At 63.7% G+C, this 18,595-nt stretch carries 17 protein-coding genes and 1 tRNA gene; 10 read left to right on the top strand and 8 right to left on the bottom strand.

Going from position 1 to position 18,595, the window contains the following annotated elements; translation table 11 throughout:
• Window positions 1–93 precede the first annotated feature (93 nt).
• Window positions 94–474 (bottom strand): DUF779 domain-containing protein, encoded by a 381-nt coding sequence (locus U5A67_RS09280; RefSeq protein ID WP_205983116.1) that lies wholly within the window; start codon window positions 472–474, stop codon window positions 94–96.
• Window positions 475–573: 99 nt separating this feature from the next.
• A complete protein-coding gene (gene adh, locus U5A67_RS09275; protein WP_205983115.1) occupies window positions 574–2,094 on the bottom strand; it encodes an aldehyde dehydrogenase in 1,521 nt (506 codons plus the stop codon).
• Window positions 2,095–2,425: 331 nt separating this feature from the next.
• Here adh and U5A67_RS09270 point away from each other — a divergent pair, with 331 nt between their 5' ends.
• Complete coding sequence (locus U5A67_RS09270; protein ID WP_205983114.1) at window positions 2,426–2,623, top strand: hypothetical protein; 198 nt, start codon at window positions 2,426–2,428, stop codon at window positions 2,621–2,623.
• A 22-nt stretch (window positions 2,624–2,645) separates the two neighbouring features.
• Here U5A67_RS09270 and U5A67_RS09265 read toward each other — a convergent pair whose 3' ends face one another.
• Window positions 2,646–2,963, bottom strand: coding sequence for a hypothetical protein (locus U5A67_RS09265; RefSeq protein WP_321813790.1), 318 nt, complete (start codon window positions 2,961–2,963; stop codon window positions 2,646–2,648).
• Window positions 2,964–3,230: 267 nt separating this feature from the next.
• Between U5A67_RS09265 and U5A67_RS09260 the strand changes: the two genes are divergently transcribed.
• Window positions 3,231–3,518 carry a hypothetical protein gene (locus tag U5A67_RS09260; protein ID WP_205983112.1) on the top strand — a complete coding sequence of 96 codons (288 nt, stop codon included), beginning with the start codon at window positions 3,231–3,233 and terminating at the stop codon, window positions 3,516–3,518.
• A 113-nt stretch (window positions 3,519–3,631) separates the two neighbouring features.
• On the opposite strand, the gene U5A67_RS09255 is transcribed toward U5A67_RS09260, so the two are convergent.
• A tRNA-Lys gene (locus tag U5A67_RS09255) sits at window positions 3,632–3,707 on the bottom strand.
• A gap of 282 nt (window positions 3,708–3,989) precedes the next feature.
• On the opposite strand from U5A67_RS09255, the gene U5A67_RS09250 reads away from it, so the two are divergent.
• Both U5A67_RS09250 and U5A67_RS09245 read left to right on the top strand, forming a co-directional pair.
• Window positions 3,990–4,394 carry a PaaI family thioesterase gene (locus tag U5A67_RS09250; protein ID WP_205983111.1) on the top strand — a complete coding sequence of 135 codons (405 nt, stop codon included), beginning with the start codon at window positions 3,990–3,992 and terminating at the stop codon, window positions 4,392–4,394.
• A gap of 35 nt (window positions 4,395–4,429) precedes the next feature.
• Window positions 4,430–5,311: a patatin-like phospholipase family protein gene (locus U5A67_RS09245; protein ID WP_205983110.1), complete on the top strand. Its 882-nt coding sequence runs from the start codon at window positions 4,430–4,432 to the stop codon at window positions 5,309–5,311.
• An 81-nt stretch (window positions 5,312–5,392) separates the two neighbouring features.
• On the opposite strand, the gene U5A67_RS09240 is transcribed toward U5A67_RS09245, so the two are convergent.
• Window positions 5,393–6,406, bottom strand: coding sequence for a D-2-hydroxyacid dehydrogenase family protein (locus U5A67_RS09240; RefSeq protein ID WP_321813789.1), 1,014 nt, complete (start codon window positions 6,404–6,406; stop codon window positions 5,393–5,395).
• Between the two features lie 469 nt (window positions 6,407–6,875).
• Between U5A67_RS09240 and U5A67_RS09235 the strand changes: the two genes are divergently transcribed.
• Window positions 6,876–8,726: a phosphoenolpyruvate carboxykinase (GTP) gene (locus U5A67_RS09235; RefSeq protein ID WP_321813788.1), complete on the top strand. Its 1,851-nt coding sequence runs from the start codon at window positions 6,876–6,878 to the stop codon at window positions 8,724–8,726.
• A gap of 378 nt (window positions 8,727–9,104) precedes the next feature.
• A complete protein-coding gene (locus U5A67_RS09230) occupies window positions 9,105–10,229 on the top strand; it encodes a LysR family transcriptional regulator (RefSeq protein ID WP_321813786.1) in 1,125 nt (374 codons plus the stop codon).
• A 162-nt stretch (window positions 10,230–10,391) separates the two neighbouring features.
• Here the strand turns inward: U5A67_RS09230 and U5A67_RS09225 are convergent, their stop codons facing one another.
• From U5A67_RS09225 to dprA, 3 genes are all read right to left on the bottom strand, one after another.
• Window positions 10,392–13,061: a DNA topoisomerase III gene (locus tag U5A67_RS09225; RefSeq protein WP_321813785.1), complete on the bottom strand. Its 2,670-nt coding sequence runs from the start codon at window positions 13,059–13,061 to the stop codon at window positions 10,392–10,394.
• Between the two features lie 271 nt (window positions 13,062–13,332).
• Window positions 13,333–13,710 (bottom strand): thioredoxin family protein, encoded by a 378-nt coding sequence (locus U5A67_RS09220; RefSeq protein WP_205983104.1) that lies wholly within the window; start codon window positions 13,708–13,710, stop codon window positions 13,333–13,335.
• Between the two features lie 67 nt (window positions 13,711–13,777).
• The gene (gene dprA, locus U5A67_RS09215; protein ID WP_321813784.1) at window positions 13,778–14,950 is read right to left on the bottom strand and encodes a DNA-processing protein DprA; all 1,173 of its coding nucleotides are present in this window, start codon (window positions 14,948–14,950) and stop codon (window positions 13,778–13,780) included.
• A 299-nt stretch (window positions 14,951–15,249) separates the two neighbouring features.
• Here dprA and def point away from each other — a divergent pair, with 299 nt between their 5' ends.
• The 4 genes from def to htpX all read left to right on the top strand — a co-directional run bounded on the left by def (window position 15,250) and on the right by htpX (window position 18,594).
• On the top strand, window positions 15,250–15,753 hold the full coding sequence (gene def, locus U5A67_RS09210; protein ID WP_205983102.1) for a peptide deformylase: 504 nt from the start codon (window positions 15,250–15,252) through the stop codon (window positions 15,751–15,753).
• 51 nt (window positions 15,754–15,804) lie between these two features.
• Complete coding sequence (fmt, locus tag U5A67_RS09205; protein ID WP_321813783.1) at window positions 15,805–16,803, top strand: methionyl-tRNA formyltransferase; 999 nt, start codon at window positions 15,805–15,807, stop codon at window positions 16,801–16,803.
• A 161-nt stretch (window positions 16,804–16,964) separates the two neighbouring features.
• Entirely contained in the window at window positions 16,965–17,612 is a 648-nt protein-coding gene (locus U5A67_RS09200) for a LysE family translocator (protein WP_321813782.1), read from the top strand.
• A gap of 124 nt (window positions 17,613–17,736) precedes the next feature.
• Window positions 17,737–18,594: a zinc metalloprotease HtpX gene (gene htpX / locus U5A67_RS09195; RefSeq protein ID WP_205983099.1), complete on the top strand. Its 858-nt coding sequence runs from the start codon at window positions 17,737–17,739 to the stop codon at window positions 18,592–18,594.
• Window position 18,595: the final 1 nt, after the last annotated feature.

Below are 18,595 nucleotides of genomic sequence, written 5' to 3'. Positions count from 1 at the left end.
GGGCGGGTGCGCGAAGGCGCATGGGATGCGTTTCACGATATCACCGCGTCTCGCGCGACGTTCTTTCCCTGGCCGGATCGACGCAGCCGTCCTTCAAAGGCTGACGCGCGCGACGGGATGCGCTTCGAGCCACGCGTTTTCCTCGTCGTCATAGAGCCGCGAGCGCGTGAGAAAACGCAGTCCGGTAGGCCGCTCCAGCGAGAACATGCCGCCATTGCCCGGCACGGCGTCGATGATGAGTTGCGTGTGCTGCCAGTATTCGAACTGCGCTTCGGTCATATAAAACGGCATGCCGCCGATCTCGCCGAGTTGCACATCGGCATTGCCGACCATGAATTCGCCGATGGCAAAGCACATCGGCGCGCTGCCGTCGCAGCAGCCGCCCGATTGATGGAAGAGCAAGGGGCCGTGCTCGCGCGCGAGTTGTTCGATCAGCGCGAGTGCGGCGGGAGTGGCGATGACGCGTTCGACCATGTCGCGATCCTCCGAAGTAAAACGTAGAAGCAGGAAGTAAAAGCGAGCAGGGCGCCGCACGATGCGACGCCCTCGTTGTTGCCCGTGCCTGAAACGCGCTTAGAAGAAGCCGAGCGGTTTGTCGCTATAGCTCACCAGCAGGTTCTTGGTCTGCTGATAATGATCGAGCATCATCTTGTGGTTTTCGCGGCCGATCCCCGATTGCTTGTAGCCGCCAAACGCCGCATGCGCCGGGTAGGCGTGATAGCAGTTGGTCCACACGCGGCCCGCCTGGATTTCGCGGCCGAAGCGATACGCACGCGTGCCGTCACGCGTCCAGACGCCCGCGCCCAGACCGTAGAGCGTGTCATTGGCGATTTCCAGCGCTTCCTCTTCGGTCTTGAAGGTCGTCACGGAAACGACCGGCCCGAAAATCTCTTCCTGGAAGATGCGCATCTTGTTGTGGCCGCGGAACACCGTCGGCTTCACGTAATAACCATCGCCCAGTTCGCCGGACAGCGGATTGCGCTCGCCGCCGATCAGACATTGCGCGCCTTCCTGCTTGCCCAGATCGATATAGGAAAGAATCTTCTCGAGCTGCTCCTGCGAGGCCTGCGCGCCGATCATCGTCTTCGTGTCGAGCGGATGGCCTTGATGGATCGCCGCCACGCGCTTGAGTGCGCGCTCCATGAAGCGATCGTAGATTTTCTCGTCGATCAGCACGCGCGACGGGCAGGTGCAGACTTCGCCCTGATTGAGCGCGAACATCGCGAAACCTTCGAGCGCCTTGTCGAAATAGCTGTCGTCGTGATCGAGCACATCGGCGAAGAAGATGTTCGGGCTCTTGCCGCCCAGTTCCAGCGTCACCGGGATGATGTTCTGGCTCGCGTACTGCATGATCAGGCGGCCGGTGGTGGTTTCGCCGGTGAAGGCGATCTTGGCGATGCGCTTGTTCGACGCCAGCGGCTTGCCCGCTTCGAGGCCGAAGCCGTTCACCACGTTGAGCACGCCCGGCGGCAGCAGGTCCTGGATCAGCTCGACCAGCACGAGGAAAGACGCGGGCGTTTGCTCGGCGGGCTTGAGCACCACGCAGTTGCCGGCGGCCAGCGCGGGCGCGAGCTTCCAGGCGGCCATCAGGATGGGGAAATTCCACGGAATGATCTGGCCGACCACGCCGAGCGGCTCGTGAAAGTGATAGGCGACGGTGTCGTGATCGATTTCGGAAATGCCGCCTTCCTGCGCGCGCACGCAGCTCGCGAAGTAGCGGAAGTGATCGGCCGAAAGCGGGATATCGGCGGCGAGCGTTTCGCGCAGCGGCTTGCCGTTGTCGATGGTTTCGGCCACGGCCAGCTTGTGCAGGTTCTGCTCGATGCGATCGGCGATGCGGTTGAGGATGTTGGCGCGATCGGCCGGCGAGGTTTTGCCCCACGCGGTCTTGGCCTTGTGGGCGGCGTCGAGCGCGAGTTCGACGTCGGCTTCGCGCGAGCGCGGAATCGACGTGAACGCATGGCCGGTGATCGGCGAGATGTCGTCGAAATATTCGCCGCCCAGCGGCGCCACCCATTCGCCGCCGATGAAATTGCCGTACTGCTTCTTGTAGGGGAACTCGGTCGTCAGAAATTGCATGTCCGCGTGATTCATCTGCGTGCTCCTCGTTGTGCTCTATGTCGATATGGATGGGCGCGCCTCGATGAACGGCAGGCGCGCGACCGGTGCACGCTTACGCCAGAAGCATGCCAATCGGCCTGCGGGCACGCAGCGGCGGGCCTGAGCGGGGAAAGGAGGGCGCGAAGCGTCGAGATTGAGCGCCAGACAGCATGAGGCGGAGCGCTCAGGCTGTATCGCTGCGGAACAGCGTGCGGCGGCCCTGCTCAGAAAATGAACAGCGCCGCGACGATGCGATGGGAAAAAACCGCCGCGCGGGGCGCGCATACGGTAGGCTTTGCACCCGTAACAGCCAGGAGAATCTGCAATGTCCGAAGAAACCTTCATCTGCCGCAATCAGTCGTGCGGCACCCCGTGGGAACAAAACGAAGTGGTCATCAAGAACGAAGGCCAGGGGCCGCTGTTCCGCTGCCCGCTGTGTGGCGCGCGCAACTACCTCGAAGTGTTCGAGGACGACGACGGCAAGCCCGTCTACGAGCAGGTCGACGGCAAGCCGTTCCTTTGATCGGCGCGCGCCTGCGCGGTCCTCACAGGATTTCGGAGGCGAGCGAAATGCCGAACACGATGCCGCCCGCGAGGCCCATCAGGCGGCCTAGCAGCAACAGGTTCAGGTCTTCGTCGAGCAGGTTGGGATCGCGCTTCGCGTGCAGCACCGTGCGGTGCAGCAACGGGCGCGGGAACAGCAGGCAGGCGGAGATGAGCGCCGGCACAGCCAGCCGCAACGGCGCGCTGTAATGGCGGTCGGACGGAAAATCGAGCCAGACCAGCAGCACGACGAGCAGTGCGGTGAGAACACCGCCGACGATTGCGCCGGCGACGAGTTTGTCGGTGGGATGACCGTGCATGACTACAGCCTCTTCGGAGTGTGCATTGGATGAGTCATGATCTGATTTCCGTCAGAAAAGACCTATCGGAGCAGTCCGAAAACGGCTGAGGCGCAACTGAGGCGGCCGACGGTGCGCCCGAGCATCGCGCGTGCCCAGGACGGTCCTGAAACGCCAAATTCCCCCTATCTGATCGAGTAGGCTGGCGACGCCCGCCGGGCGTCCTACAGTAACGTCATACGATAAGAAACACTGTAGGACTTTCGAACGGACACCGGGGGCTGGACCATGACGACATTCGTTGAACAGGAAATCGCGCACATCGCGCGCGTGATGCCGCAATCGCTGGCGGGCAATTTCGAGGAACCGGTGATGGGTCCCGAGTATTGGCGCCGGCGGCTGCACGCTTTGCTCCGGCAGAACCACCTCACGCATATGCAACTGGCGACGGTGGATACGATGCTGCGCCAGCTCGACGGCTTCGAGTCGCTTGGACGCTGGATGCCACAACCGAGGAAGGTCGAGCGGATGGTGGTGCGCACGCGTCGCGAAGATCGCGCGCCGGCGGCGGTTTGAATCTGAGGTGAATGGCGGCGAGCCGCCTTGCGCGCGCGCAGTGGCGTAGCAGTCACGGTCGCGCGGAAAAGCAAAAAGCCCGGTCAAAGACCGGGCTTTTTACATGAATTCGCTGGTGGGGCGTGAGTGACTCGAACACTCGACCTACGGATTAAGAGTCCGCTGCTCTACCAACTGAGCTAACGCCCCCAACAGAAGAAAGATTATGCCTGTCGTTTTGAGTCTTGGCAAGACCTTTTCGCAAAATTCCTAAAAAAACTTCGGTGGGCGGTTTTCGCCTCCTGGCGGCGACCTGCGCGGCCCGCGAAAACCACAACCCGTCGCCCTACTCCTGCGCGCTTTCCCTGCCTCGATCCGCCATCGGCAATTTCTGCCGGTATCATGTGCGCACACAGCCGCTGGCGCTGCGGCCCACGTCGCGCGGCACACAATCCCAATAAGTACGAGACAAGCAAGGACAGGCAACAGACGATGGACGATAAGGCAATCGACGCGCTGCTAGAGCGCGTGCTGGCGCCGTGGGTGAAGGCGCTCGGCTTGAAGCCGGTCGAGGTCACGGACGAGCGCGCCACCCTGCGCCTGCCGTTCTCCGGCGAGCTGCGCCATTCGGGCGGCGTGATCTGCGGTCAGGTGTTCATGGCGGCGGCCGATACGGCGATGATCGTCGCGATTTCGGCGGCGCTCGGCGAATTCAAGCCGATGACCACCGTCGCGCTCAATACCAGTTTCATGCGCGCGGTGCGCAAGGGCGACGTGACGATCACGGCGCGCGTGCTGCGCATGGGCCGCAATCTGGTGTTCGGCGAAATAGAACTCTACGACGAAGACGGCCGGATGGCGGTCCACGCCACCTCGACTTACGCGTTGCTCGACTAAGCTATCGCGTTCAGCATTCGCAACGAGACGAGGACATGTTCGATCAGGTTGTCTTTGCCGGCGGCGGCAACCGCTGCTGGTGGCAGGCGGGATTCTGGGACGTCGTGCAGCCGCAACTGCAGATCCGTCCGCGCGTGATCACCGGCATTTCGGCGGGCGCGGCCACCGCCTGCATGATCTACACGCGCGATTCGCAGTGGGTCATGCAGTATTACGAAGAAGCGCTCAAGCACAACAAGCGCAACGCCTATTGGGGCAATCTGCTGCGCAGCGAATCGGTGTTTCCGCATTACCGTATCTATCGGCAGGCGTTGCTCGACATCTACGGGCCGCAGTTCGGCAAGCTGCAGGACGCGCCCGAGATCCGCATCGGCGTGTCGCATGTGCCGCGCTGGCTCGGCGCGCGCAGTGCGGTGGCGGCGGGGCTGATCGCGTACAACATCGAAAAACACATCCGCAAGACGCTGCATCCTACGCTTGGCCAGAAGCTCGGCTTTTATCCGGAATTCGTGACGGCGCAGGCCTGCGAGCGTGTCGACGATCTCGCCGATCTGGTGCTGCAGTCGTCGTGCACGCCGCCGTTCACGCCGGTGCTGCGCCGTAACGGCCGGCCGGTGCTCGACGGCGGCATGGTCGACAACGTGCCCGTGGGCGCGCTCGACGATACGCCGGGCCGCGTGCTGGTGATGGTCACGCGGCTGTATCCACGTCCGCAGATGTTCGTGGTCAAGCACCGCACGCAGGCGGGCGGCGAGCAGCAGCGCCTCTACATCCAGCCTTCGGCGAAGGTACCGATTTCGAGCTGGGACTACACCAGCCCGCAGCAGATGCAGCACGCCTACAACCTCGGCTACGAGGACGGGCAGCGCTTTATCGAGCGCGTGTCCGATGTGTTCGAGGCGGCGTCGCACGCCTGAAAAGAGCGCGGCAGCACGAAAAAAGGCGGCCCGGTATGAAAACTGGGCCGCCTTTTTGTCATGCAAGGGCGATCGCTTACTTTACTTGCGACGGCCGCCCTGCAGCGCTTCTGGGTTCGCCACGTGCGAAAGATCGCCCGCATCGAACCCCAGGATATTGCGGAACGCCGCACCGAAGTACAGCTCGTAGCTCTCGCGCTCCACATAGCCGATGTGCGGCGTGCAGATCACATTTTCCATGCGCAGCAGGCTGTAGCCCTGCAGGATCGGCTCGCTTTCGAACACGTCGATGGCGACCATGCCCGGGCGGTTGTGCGACAGCGCGCCCAGCAGCGCGTTTTCTTCCAGCAGTTCCGCGCGGCTCGTGTTGACGAGCAGCGAAGTCGGCTTCATGCGCAGGAGGTCTTCCTGGGTGACGATGCCGCGCGTGTCGTCGTGCAGGCGCAGATGCAGCGAGAGGATGTCGCTTTCCTCGAACAGCGCTTCGCGGCTGGCGGCGGCTTCGTAGCCGTCGGCGCGCGCGGCTTCGAGCGAATGCTCGCGGCCCCAGATGATCACGCGCATGCCGAACGCCTTGCCGTAACCCGCCACCAGACGGCCGATCTTGCCGTAGCCCCAGATGCCGAGCGTCTGACCGCGCAGCACCTGACCGAGGCCGAAGTTCGGCGGCATCGCCGAGGTCTTCAGGCCCGACTGCTGCCACGCACCTTGCTTCAGATTCGCGACGTACTGCGGAATGCGCCGCTGCGCCGCCATGATCAGCGCCCAGGTGAGTTCGGCGGGCGCGACCGGCGAGCCCGTGCCTTCGAGCACCGCGATGCCGCGTTCCGTACAGGCGTCGATATCGATATGCGGACCGGCTTTGCCCGTCTGGCTGATCATGCGCAGATGCGGGAGTTTGTCGAGTAGTTGCGAGGTGATGCGCGTGCGTTCGCGAATCAGGACAAGCGCCTCGACTTCCGAGAGGCGGCTGGCGAGCTGGCCGAGGCCGCGCACCGTGTTGTTGAAGACCTTGACCTCGTGTTCGGCGAGCAATTGAAAGCAGTCGAGCTTGCGGACGGCGTCCTGGTAGTCGTCAAGGATGGCAATTTTCATGGCAGCTTGGGTAAAGGTGTAGCGATTCGGGGGGTAGCGATTCGGGTGTGGCACTTGGGATAAAGCTCGCCGCGAGGCCGTACGTCGCAGTGCAACACGGTGTTCATCTGGTGGTTATCCCACTATGCAGCGCCGTGAAGGCTGGTATGAATATCAGGGAGCCATTCGTTGCACGGAATCCATGAAAAACATGAAGCAGTCGGGCACTCAATTTGCGTTTCGTGCGACGGCGCTCAATACGGCTGGATGCGGTTTGAACGAGAATTTTTCACTTTTATCAGCTTGACGGGCCGCGATGCAAGCCGCTTTACAGACGGTTGCGAACCCCTTGCTGAGAAGGCCTTGACGATCTGCCCATCTGCGCGGAACAAGGTGCCCGAAGTGGTCGCCTCGCAGCAGTTACGCCTCTCGCCAGCAGCGTCGAAAAGGGCCTGAAACGATTTTTTATCAGCCCAGTTGGAGACACTCGATGAATCATCCCGATTTCCCCGCACAGGCCGCCGCGCAGGCGCCGGCCTGGGTTCGCCACCGAAAACTGGTGGAGTGGGTGCAAAGCGTTGCCGCGCACACCCAGCCCGAACGCATCGTCTGGTGCGACGGTTCGCAGGAGGAATACGACCGCCTGTGCCAGCAGATGGTCGATGGCGGCACGATGCGCCGTCTGAATCCGCAGAAGCGGCCGAATTCGTATCTCGCCTGCTCCGATCCGTCGGACGTGGCGCGCGTGGAAGACCGCACCTTCATCTGTTCGGACAAGAAGGAAGACGCCGGCCCCACCAACAACTGGATGGCGCCCGCCGAAATGCGCGCGACGCTGGACGGCCTGTTCGCCGGCTCGATGCGCGGCCGCACGATGTACGTCGTGCCGTTCTCGATGGGCCCGCTCGGCTCGCCGATCGCGCACATCGGCGTCGAACTCTCCGATAGCCCGTACGTGGCCGTGAACATGCGCATCATGACGCGCATGGGCCGCGAGGTGTATGACGTGCTCGGCGAAGACGGCGCTTATGTGCCGTGCGTGCACAGCGTCGGCGCGCCGCTGGCGGTGGGCGAGCAGGACGTGGCCTGGCCGTGCAACAAGACCAAGTACATCGTCCACTTCCCGCAGACGCGCGAAATCTGGAGCTATGGCTCGGGTTACGGCGGCAATGCGCTGCTCGGCAAGAAGTGCTTCGCGCTGCGCATTGCGTCGACGATGGGCCGCGACGAAGGCTGGCTCGCCGAGCACATGCTGATTCTGGGCGTGAAGTCGCCGCAAGGGCGCAAGTATCACGTGGCGGCGGCGTTCCCGTCGGCGTGCGGCAAGACCAACTTCGCCATGCTGATCCCGCCGGCCGCGATGAACGGTTGGGAAATCAGCACGATCGGCGACGATATTGCGTGGATCAAGCCCGGCGCGGACGGCCGTCTCTACGCGATCAACCCGGAAGCGGGCTACTTCGGCGTCGCGCCGGGCACGAGCGAAAAGACCAACTTCAACGCCATGGCGACGCTCAAGGAGAACGTGATCTTCACGAACGTCGCGCTCACCGATGACGGCGACGTCTGGTGGGAAGGCATGACCGATACGCCGCCCGCGCATCTGATCGACTGGCAAGGTGAGGACTGGACGCCGGCAATCGCGAAGGAAACCGGCCGCAAGGCCGCGCATCCGAACGCGCGTTTCACGGCGCCGGCCTCGCAGTGTCCGTCGATCGACCCGGATTGGGAAAATCCCAAGGGGGTGGCCATCGACGCGTTCCTGTTCGGCGGCCGCCGCTCGACCACGGTGCCGCTCGTGACCGAAGCGCGCGACTGGACCGAGGGCGTCTACATGGCGGCGACCATGGGCTCGGAAACCACGGCCGCGGCCGCGGGGCAGCAGGGCGTGGTGCGCCGCGATCCGTTCGCGATGCTGCCGTTCTGCGGCTACAACATGGCCGATTACTTCGGTCACTGGCTCAAGGTCGGCGAGCGCCTGACGAAGCTCGGCGCGACGCTGCCGCGCATCTTCTGTGTGAACTGGTTCCGCAAGGGCGAAGACGGCAAGTTCGTGTGGCCGGGCTTCGGCGAAAACATGCGCGTGCTGGAGTGGATGGTGCGCCGCATCGAAGGTCAGGCCGAAGGGGAGGGCCATGCGTTCGGTGTATCGCCGCGCTATGAGGACCTCGACTGGCGCGGTCTGGACTTCACGCCGGCGCAGTTCGCCCAGGTGATTTCCGTCGATGCCGATGCCTGGCGTGCGGAACTCGCGCTCCACACCGAACTGTTCGACACGCTCTCGCACGGCCTGCCGCAGGCGTTGCGCGATGCGCGTGCGGCGCTGGAAGGACGGTTTTAAAACGCCTATCAGTTTGCCGATGACTTAAATGTGAGCGCTCACTTACATAATATTGAAAGTCATTGAGCGCGAACGTTTTAAAGGGCCGCCTTCGAAGGCGGCCTTTTTATTTTAGGGGCAAATTAATACCGTAATTTCCGGCAAAAATCGCAGGCGTTTTCTGCTCGCAAACGCCCGCCGCTACGCTGCATTGCGCAAAATTGTTTCGCCACAGGAAACAATCAGCGTGTCAGCCCTGCGTATTCGGTGACAGTAGCGAAAATTTTGAAGAAATTCAGCGCTGTGGAGGCAACTTCTGCACGAATTCCGATGTCGTAGGAGAATTCCCGGTTTCCTCCGCCGGTTTTCGGCGGACAAGTAACACGCAGGAGTTGTCTCATGGATCATTTGCAGTCGATGCGAGTATTCGTCAAAGTGGCGGACCTCGGCAGTTTCGCCCGGGCCGCTTCGGCGATGGATATCTCCAATGCGGTTGCAACGCGTCACGTCGCCGACCTCGAAGGCCGGCTTGGCACGCGTCTGCTCAACCGCACGACCCGCAGCCTTTCCCTCACCGAATCCGGTCAGGTTTATCTCGAACGCGCGCGCCAGATTCTCGACGAACTCGAAGATGTCGAGCAGATGGTCGTGGCGCGCAACCACGAGCCCGTGGGCACGCTGCGCATCGTGGCGCCCGTGGTCTTCGGCCTGCACAACCTCGCGCCGGTGCTGCAAACCTACACGCAGCGCTATCCGCAGGTGATTCCCGACGTCACGCTGGTCGACCGTCAGGTGGATCTGGTCGAAGAAGGCTTCGATCTGGGCGTGGTGACGGCGCGCCAGATGCGTAGCGCGAGCATCGTCACGCGCCGTCTGACGACCGGCTGCATGACCGTCTGCGCGACGCCCGCGTATCTGGAAAAGCACGGCACGCCCACGCGTCCCGAGCATCTGATGGAACACCCGTCGCTGTCGCTGCCTTCGGAATACTGGGGCGACGAGCGCGTGTTCACGGGGCCGGATGGCGAAATTCGCGTCCGCCCGAGCAACGTGATCGTGGCCAACAACACCGAAATGCTGCGCCAGTTCGCGCTGCTCGGTATGGGCATCGCGATTCTGCCGAGCTACCTGATCGGGCGCGACATGACGCGCGGCCGTCTGGTGCGTCTGCTGGGCGACTACCGCCTGCCGCAGGTCGAGATCAACGTGGCGTACCCGAGCCGCCGCCACTTGCCGGCCAAGGTGCGCACGTTTATCGACCATCTGGTCGAGCACTTCAGCCAGACGCCGAACAGCCAGCTTGGCGAGCAGTGGGTCAAGGATGGCCAGGCGCGCCCTGCCGATTCCGCAGCCGCACACAACGGCGCAGCGCATCCGGTGGTGCCCGAAGCCTTCGACGGTGCAGAGCCGATCAACGAACTGCTCGACTCCAGCCGTGGCAGCGCGGTGGAAACCGAACGCGCGCCGAAGGCCGGCCGCGCATCGGCGGGCCGCACGCGCAGTTCGGCGATTTCGCCGCTGTAAATTGCGTCGCGCGCTCATGAGGCGCGCATTCAGACGATAAAAAAGGCGCAGCTTCGAAAGAAGCTGCGCCTTTTTCTTTAGTGCTCAAGGCTCGCTGGCGAGCCCTTGCATCGAGACTTCAAGCAGACATCAAGCAGACATCAAGCAGACATCAAGCAGGCATCAAGAACCCGTCTTGCGAGCAGGCGTCTTGCGAGCGGCGGTTTTACGCGCCGGAGCGGCTTTTGCGGCCGTGGTCTTCGCCGCCGTCTTGCGCGCCGGCTTTTTGGCCGATTCTGCTGCGTCGTCGTTGGCTGCGTCGTTCGCCGCGACGTCGGCATCTGCCGTGGCCGCGGACTTCTTAGCCGCGGTTTTAGCCGCCGTCTTCGCGCTCGGTTCCTTCTTCTCGAACTCGAAGCCGATCTTGCCGTCCGGCTGCTTGACGAGGAAAGCCTTGAAGTTACGGCCCGTACGCGACGACTTGAAGCTCGTCAGCAGGTCCGTGCGGCCTTCCGACAGCAGCTTGCCCATCTGCTCGCGGGCGATTTCCTGCTGCAGAATCACCTTGCCCGAGCGGAAGTCGCAGGTCTTCGGATTGGCGACCGAGTTCTCGCAGACATAGCTCATGCCGTGCTCGAACACGCGGCCCTTGCACTTCGGGCAGGCGCCCACGGCTTCCTGCTGCGAGAAGTCCGGTGCTTCGCCGTCTTCCGCGCCCTGATCCTGGCCGAAGTCGAATTCGAGCTTGTAGTTCTTGATCTCGTCGTCGAGCGAGAGCTTGAGGATCGCCGAAAACGGACGGCCCATCTTGCTGCGGAAACCCGAAAGCGGCCCGATCGTCTTGTTCTGCAGCAGCTCTTCCACTTCGGGAATTTCGAACTGGCGGCCGCCCGGAATCTTCGAGATCGAGAATTCGCACTTCGTACACGCGAAGCGGCGATAGTTTTCCTTCACCTGCCCGCCGCAATGCGGACAGGGCGTTTGCAGCGTCGCGTAGTCGCCGGGGATGGTGTCGGAGTCGTATTCCTTCGCGCGCTTCACGATGGTCTGCGTCATGCGGGCGATTTCCTGCATGAACGCATCGCGCGCGAGCCTGCCGCGCTCCATCTGCGAAAGCTTGTATTCCCATTCGCCGGTCAGTTCCGGCGCGGTGAGTTCTTCCACGCCGAGACCGCGCAGCAGCGTCATCAGCTGGAACGCCTTGGCCGTGGGAATCAGCTCGCGGCCTTCGCGCACGAGATATTTTTCGCCCAGCAGACCTTCGATGATGGCCGCGCGCGTGGCCGGCGTGCCCAGACCCTTGGCGGCCATGGCTTCGCGCAGTTCTTCGTCGTCGACGAGCTTGCCCGCGCCTTCCATCGCCGAAAGCAGCGTCGCTTCGTTGTAGCGTGCGGGCGGCTTGGTCACGAGTTGATGCGCGGCGATCTTGTCGGTCTTGACCTTCTCGTCCTTCTTCACCGGCACGAGGTTGGCGTCGTCGCCGGCCGCGTCGCGGCCATAGATCTGCAGCCAGCCCGGCTCGACCAGCACCTTGCCCTCGGTCTTGAAATGATGGCCCGAGACTTCGGTGATACGCGTGGTGACGCGGTATTCCGCCGCCGGGAAGAACACGGCGAGGAAGCGCTTCACGACGAGGTCGTACAGCTTCTGCTCCGGCTCCGACAGATTCTTCGGCGCCTGCAGCGTCGGGATGATTGCGAAGTGGTCGCTGATCTTCGAGTTGTCGAAGATGCGCTTGTTCGGCTTCACCCAACCCTTGTCGAGCGCCTGTTTGGCGTACGGCAGGTAGTTGTTGCTCTCCTTGAGCATCTCCATCGTCTCTTTCACGGTGCTGAGGTAATCCTCAGGCAGCGCGCGCGAATCGGTACGCGGATAGGTGAGGACCTTGTGCTTTTCGTACAGCGCCTGGGCGAGACCCAGCGTGTTCTTGGCCGAAAAGCCGAAGCGGCCGTTGGCTTCGCGTTGCAGGCTCGTCAGGTCGAAGAGCGCGGGCGAAAGCTGGGTGGACGGCTTCGATTCCTCGGTGACGATCCCTTCGCGGCCATGACAGGCGGCGACGATGGTCTCGGCAGCGGGCAGGCTCCAGAGGCGCGAGTCGCGCTTTTCCGGGTCGTGCTCGTCCTTCTTGAATTTCGGGTCGTACCAGCGGCCTTCGTAGAAGCCGCTCGCGCAGACAAACTCCGCGCGCACTTCCCAGTAATCGCGCGGCACGAAACGACGGATTTTCTCTTCACGTTCGACGACGATCGACAGCGTTGGCGTCTGAACGCGGCCGACCGTGGTCAGGAAGAAGCCGCCGCCCTTGCTGTTGAAGGCCGTCATGGCGCGCGTACCGTTGATGCCCACGAGCCAGTCCGCTTCCGAGCGGCAGCGCGCGGCGTCGGCGAGCGGCTGCATGTCCTGGTCGCTGCGCAGGTTCGCAAAGCCGTCGCGGATCGACTGCGGCGTCATCGACTGGAGCCACAGGCGCTGGACCGGCTGCTTCGCCTTCGCGTGCTGCGCGATCAGGCGGAAGATCAGCTCGCCCTCGCGCCCCGCGTCGCAGGCGTTGATCAGCGCGGTGACGTCCTTGCGCTTGAGCAGCTTCGTGAGCACCTTGAGCCGCGATTCGCTCTTGGCGATCGGGTTCAGGTCGAAGTGGGGCGGGATGACGGGCAGATTCGCGAAGCTCCATTTGCCTCGCTTGACTTCGTACTCGTCGGGCGCGGCGATCTCCAGCAGATGGCCGACCGCCGACGACAGCACGTAGTCGTCGCTTTCGTAGTACTCGTCATGCTTGGTAAATCCGCCCAGAGCGCGCGCGATGTCGTTCGCGACGGATGGCTTCTCGGCGATGATCAGAGCTTTGGACATGACTGGTTGTGTGTGGGTGTATCCGGGTTGGCGCCCCGCGGTTATTCCGTCTGGCTTGACCGCTGGGCCGGCGCGCCGTTGGGCGCCTCGTTAACGACCGCTTTATAGCACATGGCGCGCGGACGGCGATTTTCTTGTCATCGGCCAGGCTGTCGGCGGACCGGTTTTGGCGCCGTCGTAAGAGCGCCAATCATCTTGTCGCGGCGCGCTGGCGGGCAAGCGCCCGGACGTGCAGAGCGCAGTGCCCGAATCGCTCGTATGTAGCCTGTTTTCAGGCCTCTAGCAGCGCGGGACGCAACTTCGGCGCATCGGCCACGCCGGGCAGCGCCGTGAGGTCGGCGAGCATGCGTTCGACCACCGCGCCATGCGGCAGCACGGTGCCAAAAAAGCGCGTGGCCTTGCTGTCTTCGATCAGGATAGTGGGAAAGTTTTCCACGTCGAGATCGTCGAAGCGGTCGGCGTGCGTTTCGATATCGATATAGGCGAAGCAGATTTCCGGATGCGCGTCGGCGATCCGGTCGAATGTCGCCCGATAGTCGCGACAGGTGCCGCACCACTCGGCGCACAGGCACGCGACGAACAGCGTGTCGCTGTTGCTGACGCGCTCGGCGATCTGGTCGGCATCGGTGTCGAGGTCAAGCGCGGGCATGGTGGTTCCTTGCGGTCTCTTCTATATAGAGTCGGTGCATTTGGCGCGAATGTAACACGGCGGCGCGCTAGCAGTGGGAGGCCCGCGTGTAGCGCCCGCCCGGCAGTGCGCTTACGTGGCCGGCCAGTTCGAGGCGCAGCAGCGTGGCTTGCAGCGTCGCTTCGGCCATGTCGGTGCGCTGCGCGAGGATTTCAAGCGTGGCGGGCGCGTGGCCCAAGGCGGCGAGGAGGGTTTCGGCCTGCGCTTCGAGCGGCGTTGGCGGCGTGGCAAGCGGCAGCGGCAGCGTCTGTGCCTGTGCTTGCGCGTCTTTGGCGCGGGCCCGCCGCGCAGGTTTCGCCGGCTGTGCGAGCCCAAGCGCCTCAAGCACTTCTTCGGGCGTTTCCACCAGTTGCGCGCCTTCCTTGATCAGCCGATGACAGCCGCGCGAGAGCGGCGCGTGAATCGAGCCTGGCAGCGCAAACACATCGCGCCCCATTTCGTTGGCAAGGCGCGCGGTGATCAGCGAACCCGATCGCATGGCCGCTTCCACCACGATCACGCCTTCCACGAGCGCCGAAATCACGCGATTGCGCTGCGGAAAGTTCGCCGATCGCGCAGGCCTGCCGAGCGGCCATTCGGTGACGATCGCGCCCTGTGCGGCGATCTGTCTCGCGAGCGCGTGATGCGCGGCCGGATAGACCAGATCGGCGCCGGTGCCGATGACCGCGACAGTGCCGCCGCGCTCCGGCAACGCGCCCTCGTGCGCCGCGCCGTCCACGCCCAGCGCGAGGCCGGAAACAACCGTGAGGCCCGCCGCCGCGAGCGTGCGCGCGAAGCGCCGCGCGTCTTCCAGCGCCTGCGGCGTGGCGCTGCGACTGCCGACGACAGCCACACTGCGCGCATGCAGAAGATCGAGCCGGCCTTTTACGTAAAGCAGCGGCGGCGGGTCGGGCATCGTCAGCAGGCGCGGCGGATAGGCGGGATCGGCGAGCGTCACGAGCGCGTTGCCCGGCTGCGCGCGCCACGCTGCTACGCTGGCCAGTTGCTGCGCGAAACCGGCGTCCGGCGGCGCCAGCACGGCTTGCGCGGCGTCGCGCCCGGCCACGGCCGCAAGCGCGTCGAACGGCGCGGCCAGCACCTGCTGCGGCAACCCGAATGCGCCAAGCAACGCGCGCAGCGCGATGGGCTTCAAACCGCGCGCATGGGCAAGGCGCAGCCAGGCGGCGAGTTCGTCGGCGGCGAGCGGCAGGGCAGCGGGCATGGGCGGTTCTCCGTCGGCGGGCGAAGCCTGGCCCGTCGTGTTAAAATTTTCACTATCCGAAATTCATTTGCGGCGCTGTGACGCATCGTCACGGCGGGCTGCTGGCATGGCGCTGGCCGATGCAAGGAATTGCAACGGATTGCAATCTGCAGTGCGTTGATTCCGGCCGCTTTGTCCGTATATCGTCTGTACATCTTCTGTTTTCCGCATGGGGCTGACCAGCTGGCCGAACGGCTAGCGCGCGTGTGAGTACACGTCAGCACACGCCCCGAGGCGCCCAACGAGAAACCTGTCGAACCATGGCTCTACTGAACATTCTTCATTACCCGGACAAGCGCCTGCACAAGGTCGCCAAGCCGGTCGAGGTCGTCAACGACCGCATCCGCAAGCTCGCCGCCGACATGGCCGAAACCATGTACGCGGCGCCCGGCGTCGGTCTCGCGGCCACCCAGGTGGACGTGCACGAGCGCGTCGTGGTGATCGACGTGTCCGATTCGCACGACGAACTCCAGGTCTTCATCAACCCGGAAATCGTCTGGTCGAGCAAGGAACGCGAGATCCACGAAGAGGGCTGCCTTTCGGTGCCGGGCATCTATGACGAAGTCGAGCGCGCGGAAAAAGTGCGCGTGCGCGCCCTCAACGAAAAGGGCGAAAGCTTCGAAATCGACTGCGAAGGCCTGCTGGCCGTGTGCATTCAGCACGAAATGGATCACCTGTTGGGCAAGGTGTTCGTCGAATATCTGTCGTCGCTCAAGCAGACGCGCATCAAGAGCAAGATGAAGAAGCTCGAACGCGCGATGTAATGCCCGTGCGCCACGCCTGTACCTTGTTCGTTTGCTGATCTGTCCGTGCCCATGAGCCATTCCCTTCGCGTGATTTTTGCCGGTACGCCGGAATTTGCCGCCGCCGCGCTTGCCGCGATCCACGAGGCGGGCTTTCCCGTGCCGCTCGTGCTGACCCAGCCGGACCGCCCTGCCGGTCGCGGCATGAAGCTGCAGGCGAGCCCCGTCAAACGCTACGCCGAAGAGCATGGCATTCCGGTCGCGCAGCCCACGTCGCTGCGCCGCGCGGGCAAGTACCCGGAAGAGGCGAGCGCCGCGCTCGACCTACTCAATGCAACGCCGCACGACGTCATGGTGGTGGCCGCCTACGGCCTGATCCTGCCGCAGGAAGTGCTCGACATTCCGCCGTCCGGCTGTATCAACATCCACGCTTCGATCCTGCCGCGCTGGCGCGGCGCCGCGCCGATCCACCGTGCGATCGAAGCCGGCGATTCGGAAACCGGCATCACGCTGATGCAGATGGATGCGGGCCTGGACACCGGCCCGATGATCTCGGAAGTGCGCACGCCCATCACGCCCACCGACACGACCGCGACGCTGCACGACCGACTCGCCAATCTGGGCGCGCAGCTCGTGGTGGACTGGCTGATCCAGCTCGAGCGCACCGGCCAGTTGCCGATCACGCCGCAGCCCGCCGATGGCGTGACTTACGCCGAGAAGATTGGCAAGCAGGAAGCTGCGCTGGATTTCCGCCGCCCTGCTGGCGTGCTGGCGCGCCAGGTTCGCGCATTCGACCCGTTCCCGGGCGGCGCGGCCACGCTGGACGGCGCGCTCATCAAGCTCTGGGCCGCCGAAGTGGCGCAAGACGTGAGCGTGCCTGCGCACGCCGCGCCGGGCCAGATCCTCGATGTTTCGCCGGCTGGCGTGGTGGTGGCCTGCGGCGAAGGCGCGCTGCGTTTCACGCAGCTGCAGAAACCCGGCGGCAAACGCCTGCCCGCGCGTGAATTCCTCGCCGGCATGCCGCTGACGGCCGGCCAGTGTTTTGCGCTGACCGAAACCCCGACGGCCTGAGCCAGCTTAAACGCTGACCGAAACCCCCACCAGTCGGCCATTCGGCCAGGTAACGCGCGTCATACGGCGCGCGTTAGAATCGGCAAGGGTGTCGAGACCACTGCAAGATTTTGCATACGACGGCTCGCACCCCGTACCGAGTCGTTTTTGCAGAGATCGTCATGTTTGGCATTACCCATTTCGGCTTTTTCCTCGCCGCCGTTTTCCTTTTGAACGTCACGCCGGGCCCGGATACGGCCTACATCGTCGGGCGCAGCGTCGCGCAAGGGCGCAGCGCCGGGCTGGTGTCGGCACTGGGCATTTCGGCGGGCTGCTGCGTGCACACGCTGGCCTGTGCGTTCGGCCTGACGGCGCTGCTGGCGGCATCGGCGACGGCCTTCACGGTCATCAAGCTCGTGGGCGCGTGTTATCTCGTTTATCTCGGCGTACGGCTCATTTTCACGAAGCAGACGCAAGCTACGTCCGCCGCGCCAACCAGCGCCGCCGTGGCCAGCCAGTCGCGCCCGCTGCGCCAGTTGTTCCTTTCGGGTTTCTGGACCAACGTGCTGAATCCCAAGGTCGTGCTGTTTTTTGTCTCGTTTTTCCCGCAGTTCGTGAACGTGACGAGTTCGCACAAGACGCTGGCTTTCCTTACACTCGGCGCGGCGTTCGTGGCGATGAGCACGGTCTGGAGCTGCTTTGTCGCGTGGGTTGCTGGCAGCGTCACGCAACGTGTTTCGGGCAAGCCGGGCATCAAGAAGTGGCTTGACCGCACGGTGGGATCGGCATTCGTCGGGCTGGGTCTGAAGCTCGCGACCAGCACGCGCTGAGATTGAATTTTTCCGATCCGCCCATATCTAACAAATCGCTTACAATGCGCTCGCTGTCACAACGGTTGGGACAGCGGCGTTTCGATGACCGATTCGATTCTTGATGGGTGAAGGAGCAAAGAACATGTTCAACTGGGTCAAAACCGCGATGTTGATGGCCGCGATTACGGCCCTTTTCATCGCCATCGGCGGCATGGTTGGCGGGCGCAGCGGCATGATGCTGGCGCTGCTGATCGCGCTCGGCATGAACTTCTTCTCGTACTGGTTCTCGGACAAGATGGTCCTGCGCATGTACAACGCGCAGGAAGTCGACGAAACCACGGCGCCGCAGTTCTACCGCATGGTCCGCGAACTGGCCACGCGCGCGAATATCCCGATGCCGCGCGTCTATCTGATCAACGAAGACGCGCCCAACGCCTTCGCCACGGGCCGCAATCCCGAGCACGCCGCCGTGGCCGCGACCACCGGCATCCTGCGCGTGCTGTCCGAGCGCGAGATGCGCGGGGTGATGGCGCACGAACTGGCGCACGTGAAGCACCGCGACATCCTGATTTCGACGATATCGGCGACCATGGCCGGCGCGATTTCGGCGATCGCCAACTTCGCGATGTTCTTCGGCGGCCGCGACGAAAACGGCCGTCCGTCCAACCCGATCGCCGGCATCGCCGTTGCGCTGCTCGCGCCGATTGCAGGCGCGCTGATCCAGATGGCGATCTCGCGTGCGCGCGAATTCGAAGCCGATCGAGGCGGCGCGCAGATTTCGGGCGATCCGCAGTCGCTGGCTTCGGCGCTCGACAAGATTCATCGCTACGCCCAGGGCATCCCGTTCCCGGCCGCCGAGCAGCATCCGGCCACGGCGCAGATGATGATCATGAATCCGCTGTCGGGCGGCGCGATTGCGAATCTGTTCTCGACGCACCCGGCCACCGAAGAGCGCATCGCGCGCTTGATGGAGATGGCCCGCACCGGACGCTTCGACTGAA

Source organism: Paraburkholderia sp. J69-1 (assembly GCF_905220255.1).
Lineage (GTDB): Bacteria > Pseudomonadota > Gammaproteobacteria > Burkholderiales > Burkholderiaceae > Paraburkholderia.
The sequence above is the reverse complement of the archived record's forward strand: the minus strand, read 5'-3'. Positions and strand labels throughout refer to the sequence as shown.

Excerpts from the sequence above, each read along its gene's own strand:
- U5A67_RS09245 (WP_205983110.1), top strand. The coding sequence starts at position 4,430 with ATGTTCGATCAGGTTGTCTTTGCCGGCGGCGGCAACCGCTGCTGGTGG.
- U5A67_RS09230 (WP_321813786.1), top strand. The coding sequence starts at position 9,105 with ATGGATCATTTGCAGTCGATGCGAGTATTCGTCAAAGTGGCGGACCTC.
- U5A67_RS09280 (WP_205983116.1), bottom strand. The coding sequence starts at position 474 with ATGGTCGAACGCGTCATCGCCACTCCCGCCGCACTCGCGCTGATCGAA.
- U5A67_RS09260 (WP_205983112.1), top strand. The coding sequence starts at position 3,231 with ATGACGACATTCGTTGAACAGGAAATCGCGCACATCGCGCGCGTGATG.
- dprA (WP_321813784.1), bottom strand. The coding sequence starts at position 14,950 with ATGCCCGCTGCCCTGCCGCTCGCCGCCGACGAACTCGCCGCCTGGCTG.
- def (WP_205983102.1), top strand. The coding sequence starts at position 15,250 with ATGGCTCTACTGAACATTCTTCATTACCCGGACAAGCGCCTGCACAAG.
- htpX (WP_205983099.1), top strand. The coding sequence starts at position 17,737 with ATGTTCAACTGGGTCAAAACCGCGATGTTGATGGCCGCGATTACGGCC.
- U5A67_RS09240 (WP_321813789.1), bottom strand. The coding sequence starts at position 6,406 with ATGAAAATTGCCATCCTTGACGACTACCAGGACGCCGTCCGCAAGCTC.
- U5A67_RS09270 (WP_205983114.1), top strand. The coding sequence starts at position 2,426 with ATGTCCGAAGAAACCTTCATCTGCCGCAATCAGTCGTGCGGCACCCCG.
- U5A67_RS09200 (WP_321813782.1), top strand. The coding sequence starts at position 16,965 with ATGTTTGGCATTACCCATTTCGGCTTTTTCCTCGCCGCCGTTTTCCTT.
- fmt (WP_321813783.1), top strand. The coding sequence starts at position 15,805 with ATGAGCCATTCCCTTCGCGTGATTTTTGCCGGTACGCCGGAATTTGCC.
- U5A67_RS09220 (WP_205983104.1), bottom strand. The coding sequence starts at position 13,710 with ATGCCCGCGCTTGACCTCGACACCGATGCCGACCAGATCGCCGAGCGC.
- U5A67_RS09225 (WP_321813785.1), bottom strand. The coding sequence starts at position 13,061 with ATGTCCAAAGCTCTGATCATCGCCGAGAAGCCATCCGTCGCGAACGAC.
- adh (WP_205983115.1), bottom strand. The coding sequence starts at position 2,094 with ATGAATCACGCGGACATGCAATTTCTGACGACCGAGTTCCCCTACAAG.
- U5A67_RS09235 (WP_321813788.1), top strand. The coding sequence starts at position 6,876 with ATGAATCATCCCGATTTCCCCGCACAGGCCGCCGCGCAGGCGCCGGCC.
- U5A67_RS09265 (WP_321813790.1), bottom strand. The coding sequence starts at position 2,963 with ATGCACGGTCATCCCACCGACAAACTCGTCGCCGGCGCAATCGTCGGC.
- U5A67_RS09250 (WP_205983111.1), top strand. The coding sequence starts at position 3,990 with ATGGACGATAAGGCAATCGACGCGCTGCTAGAGCGCGTGCTGGCGCCG.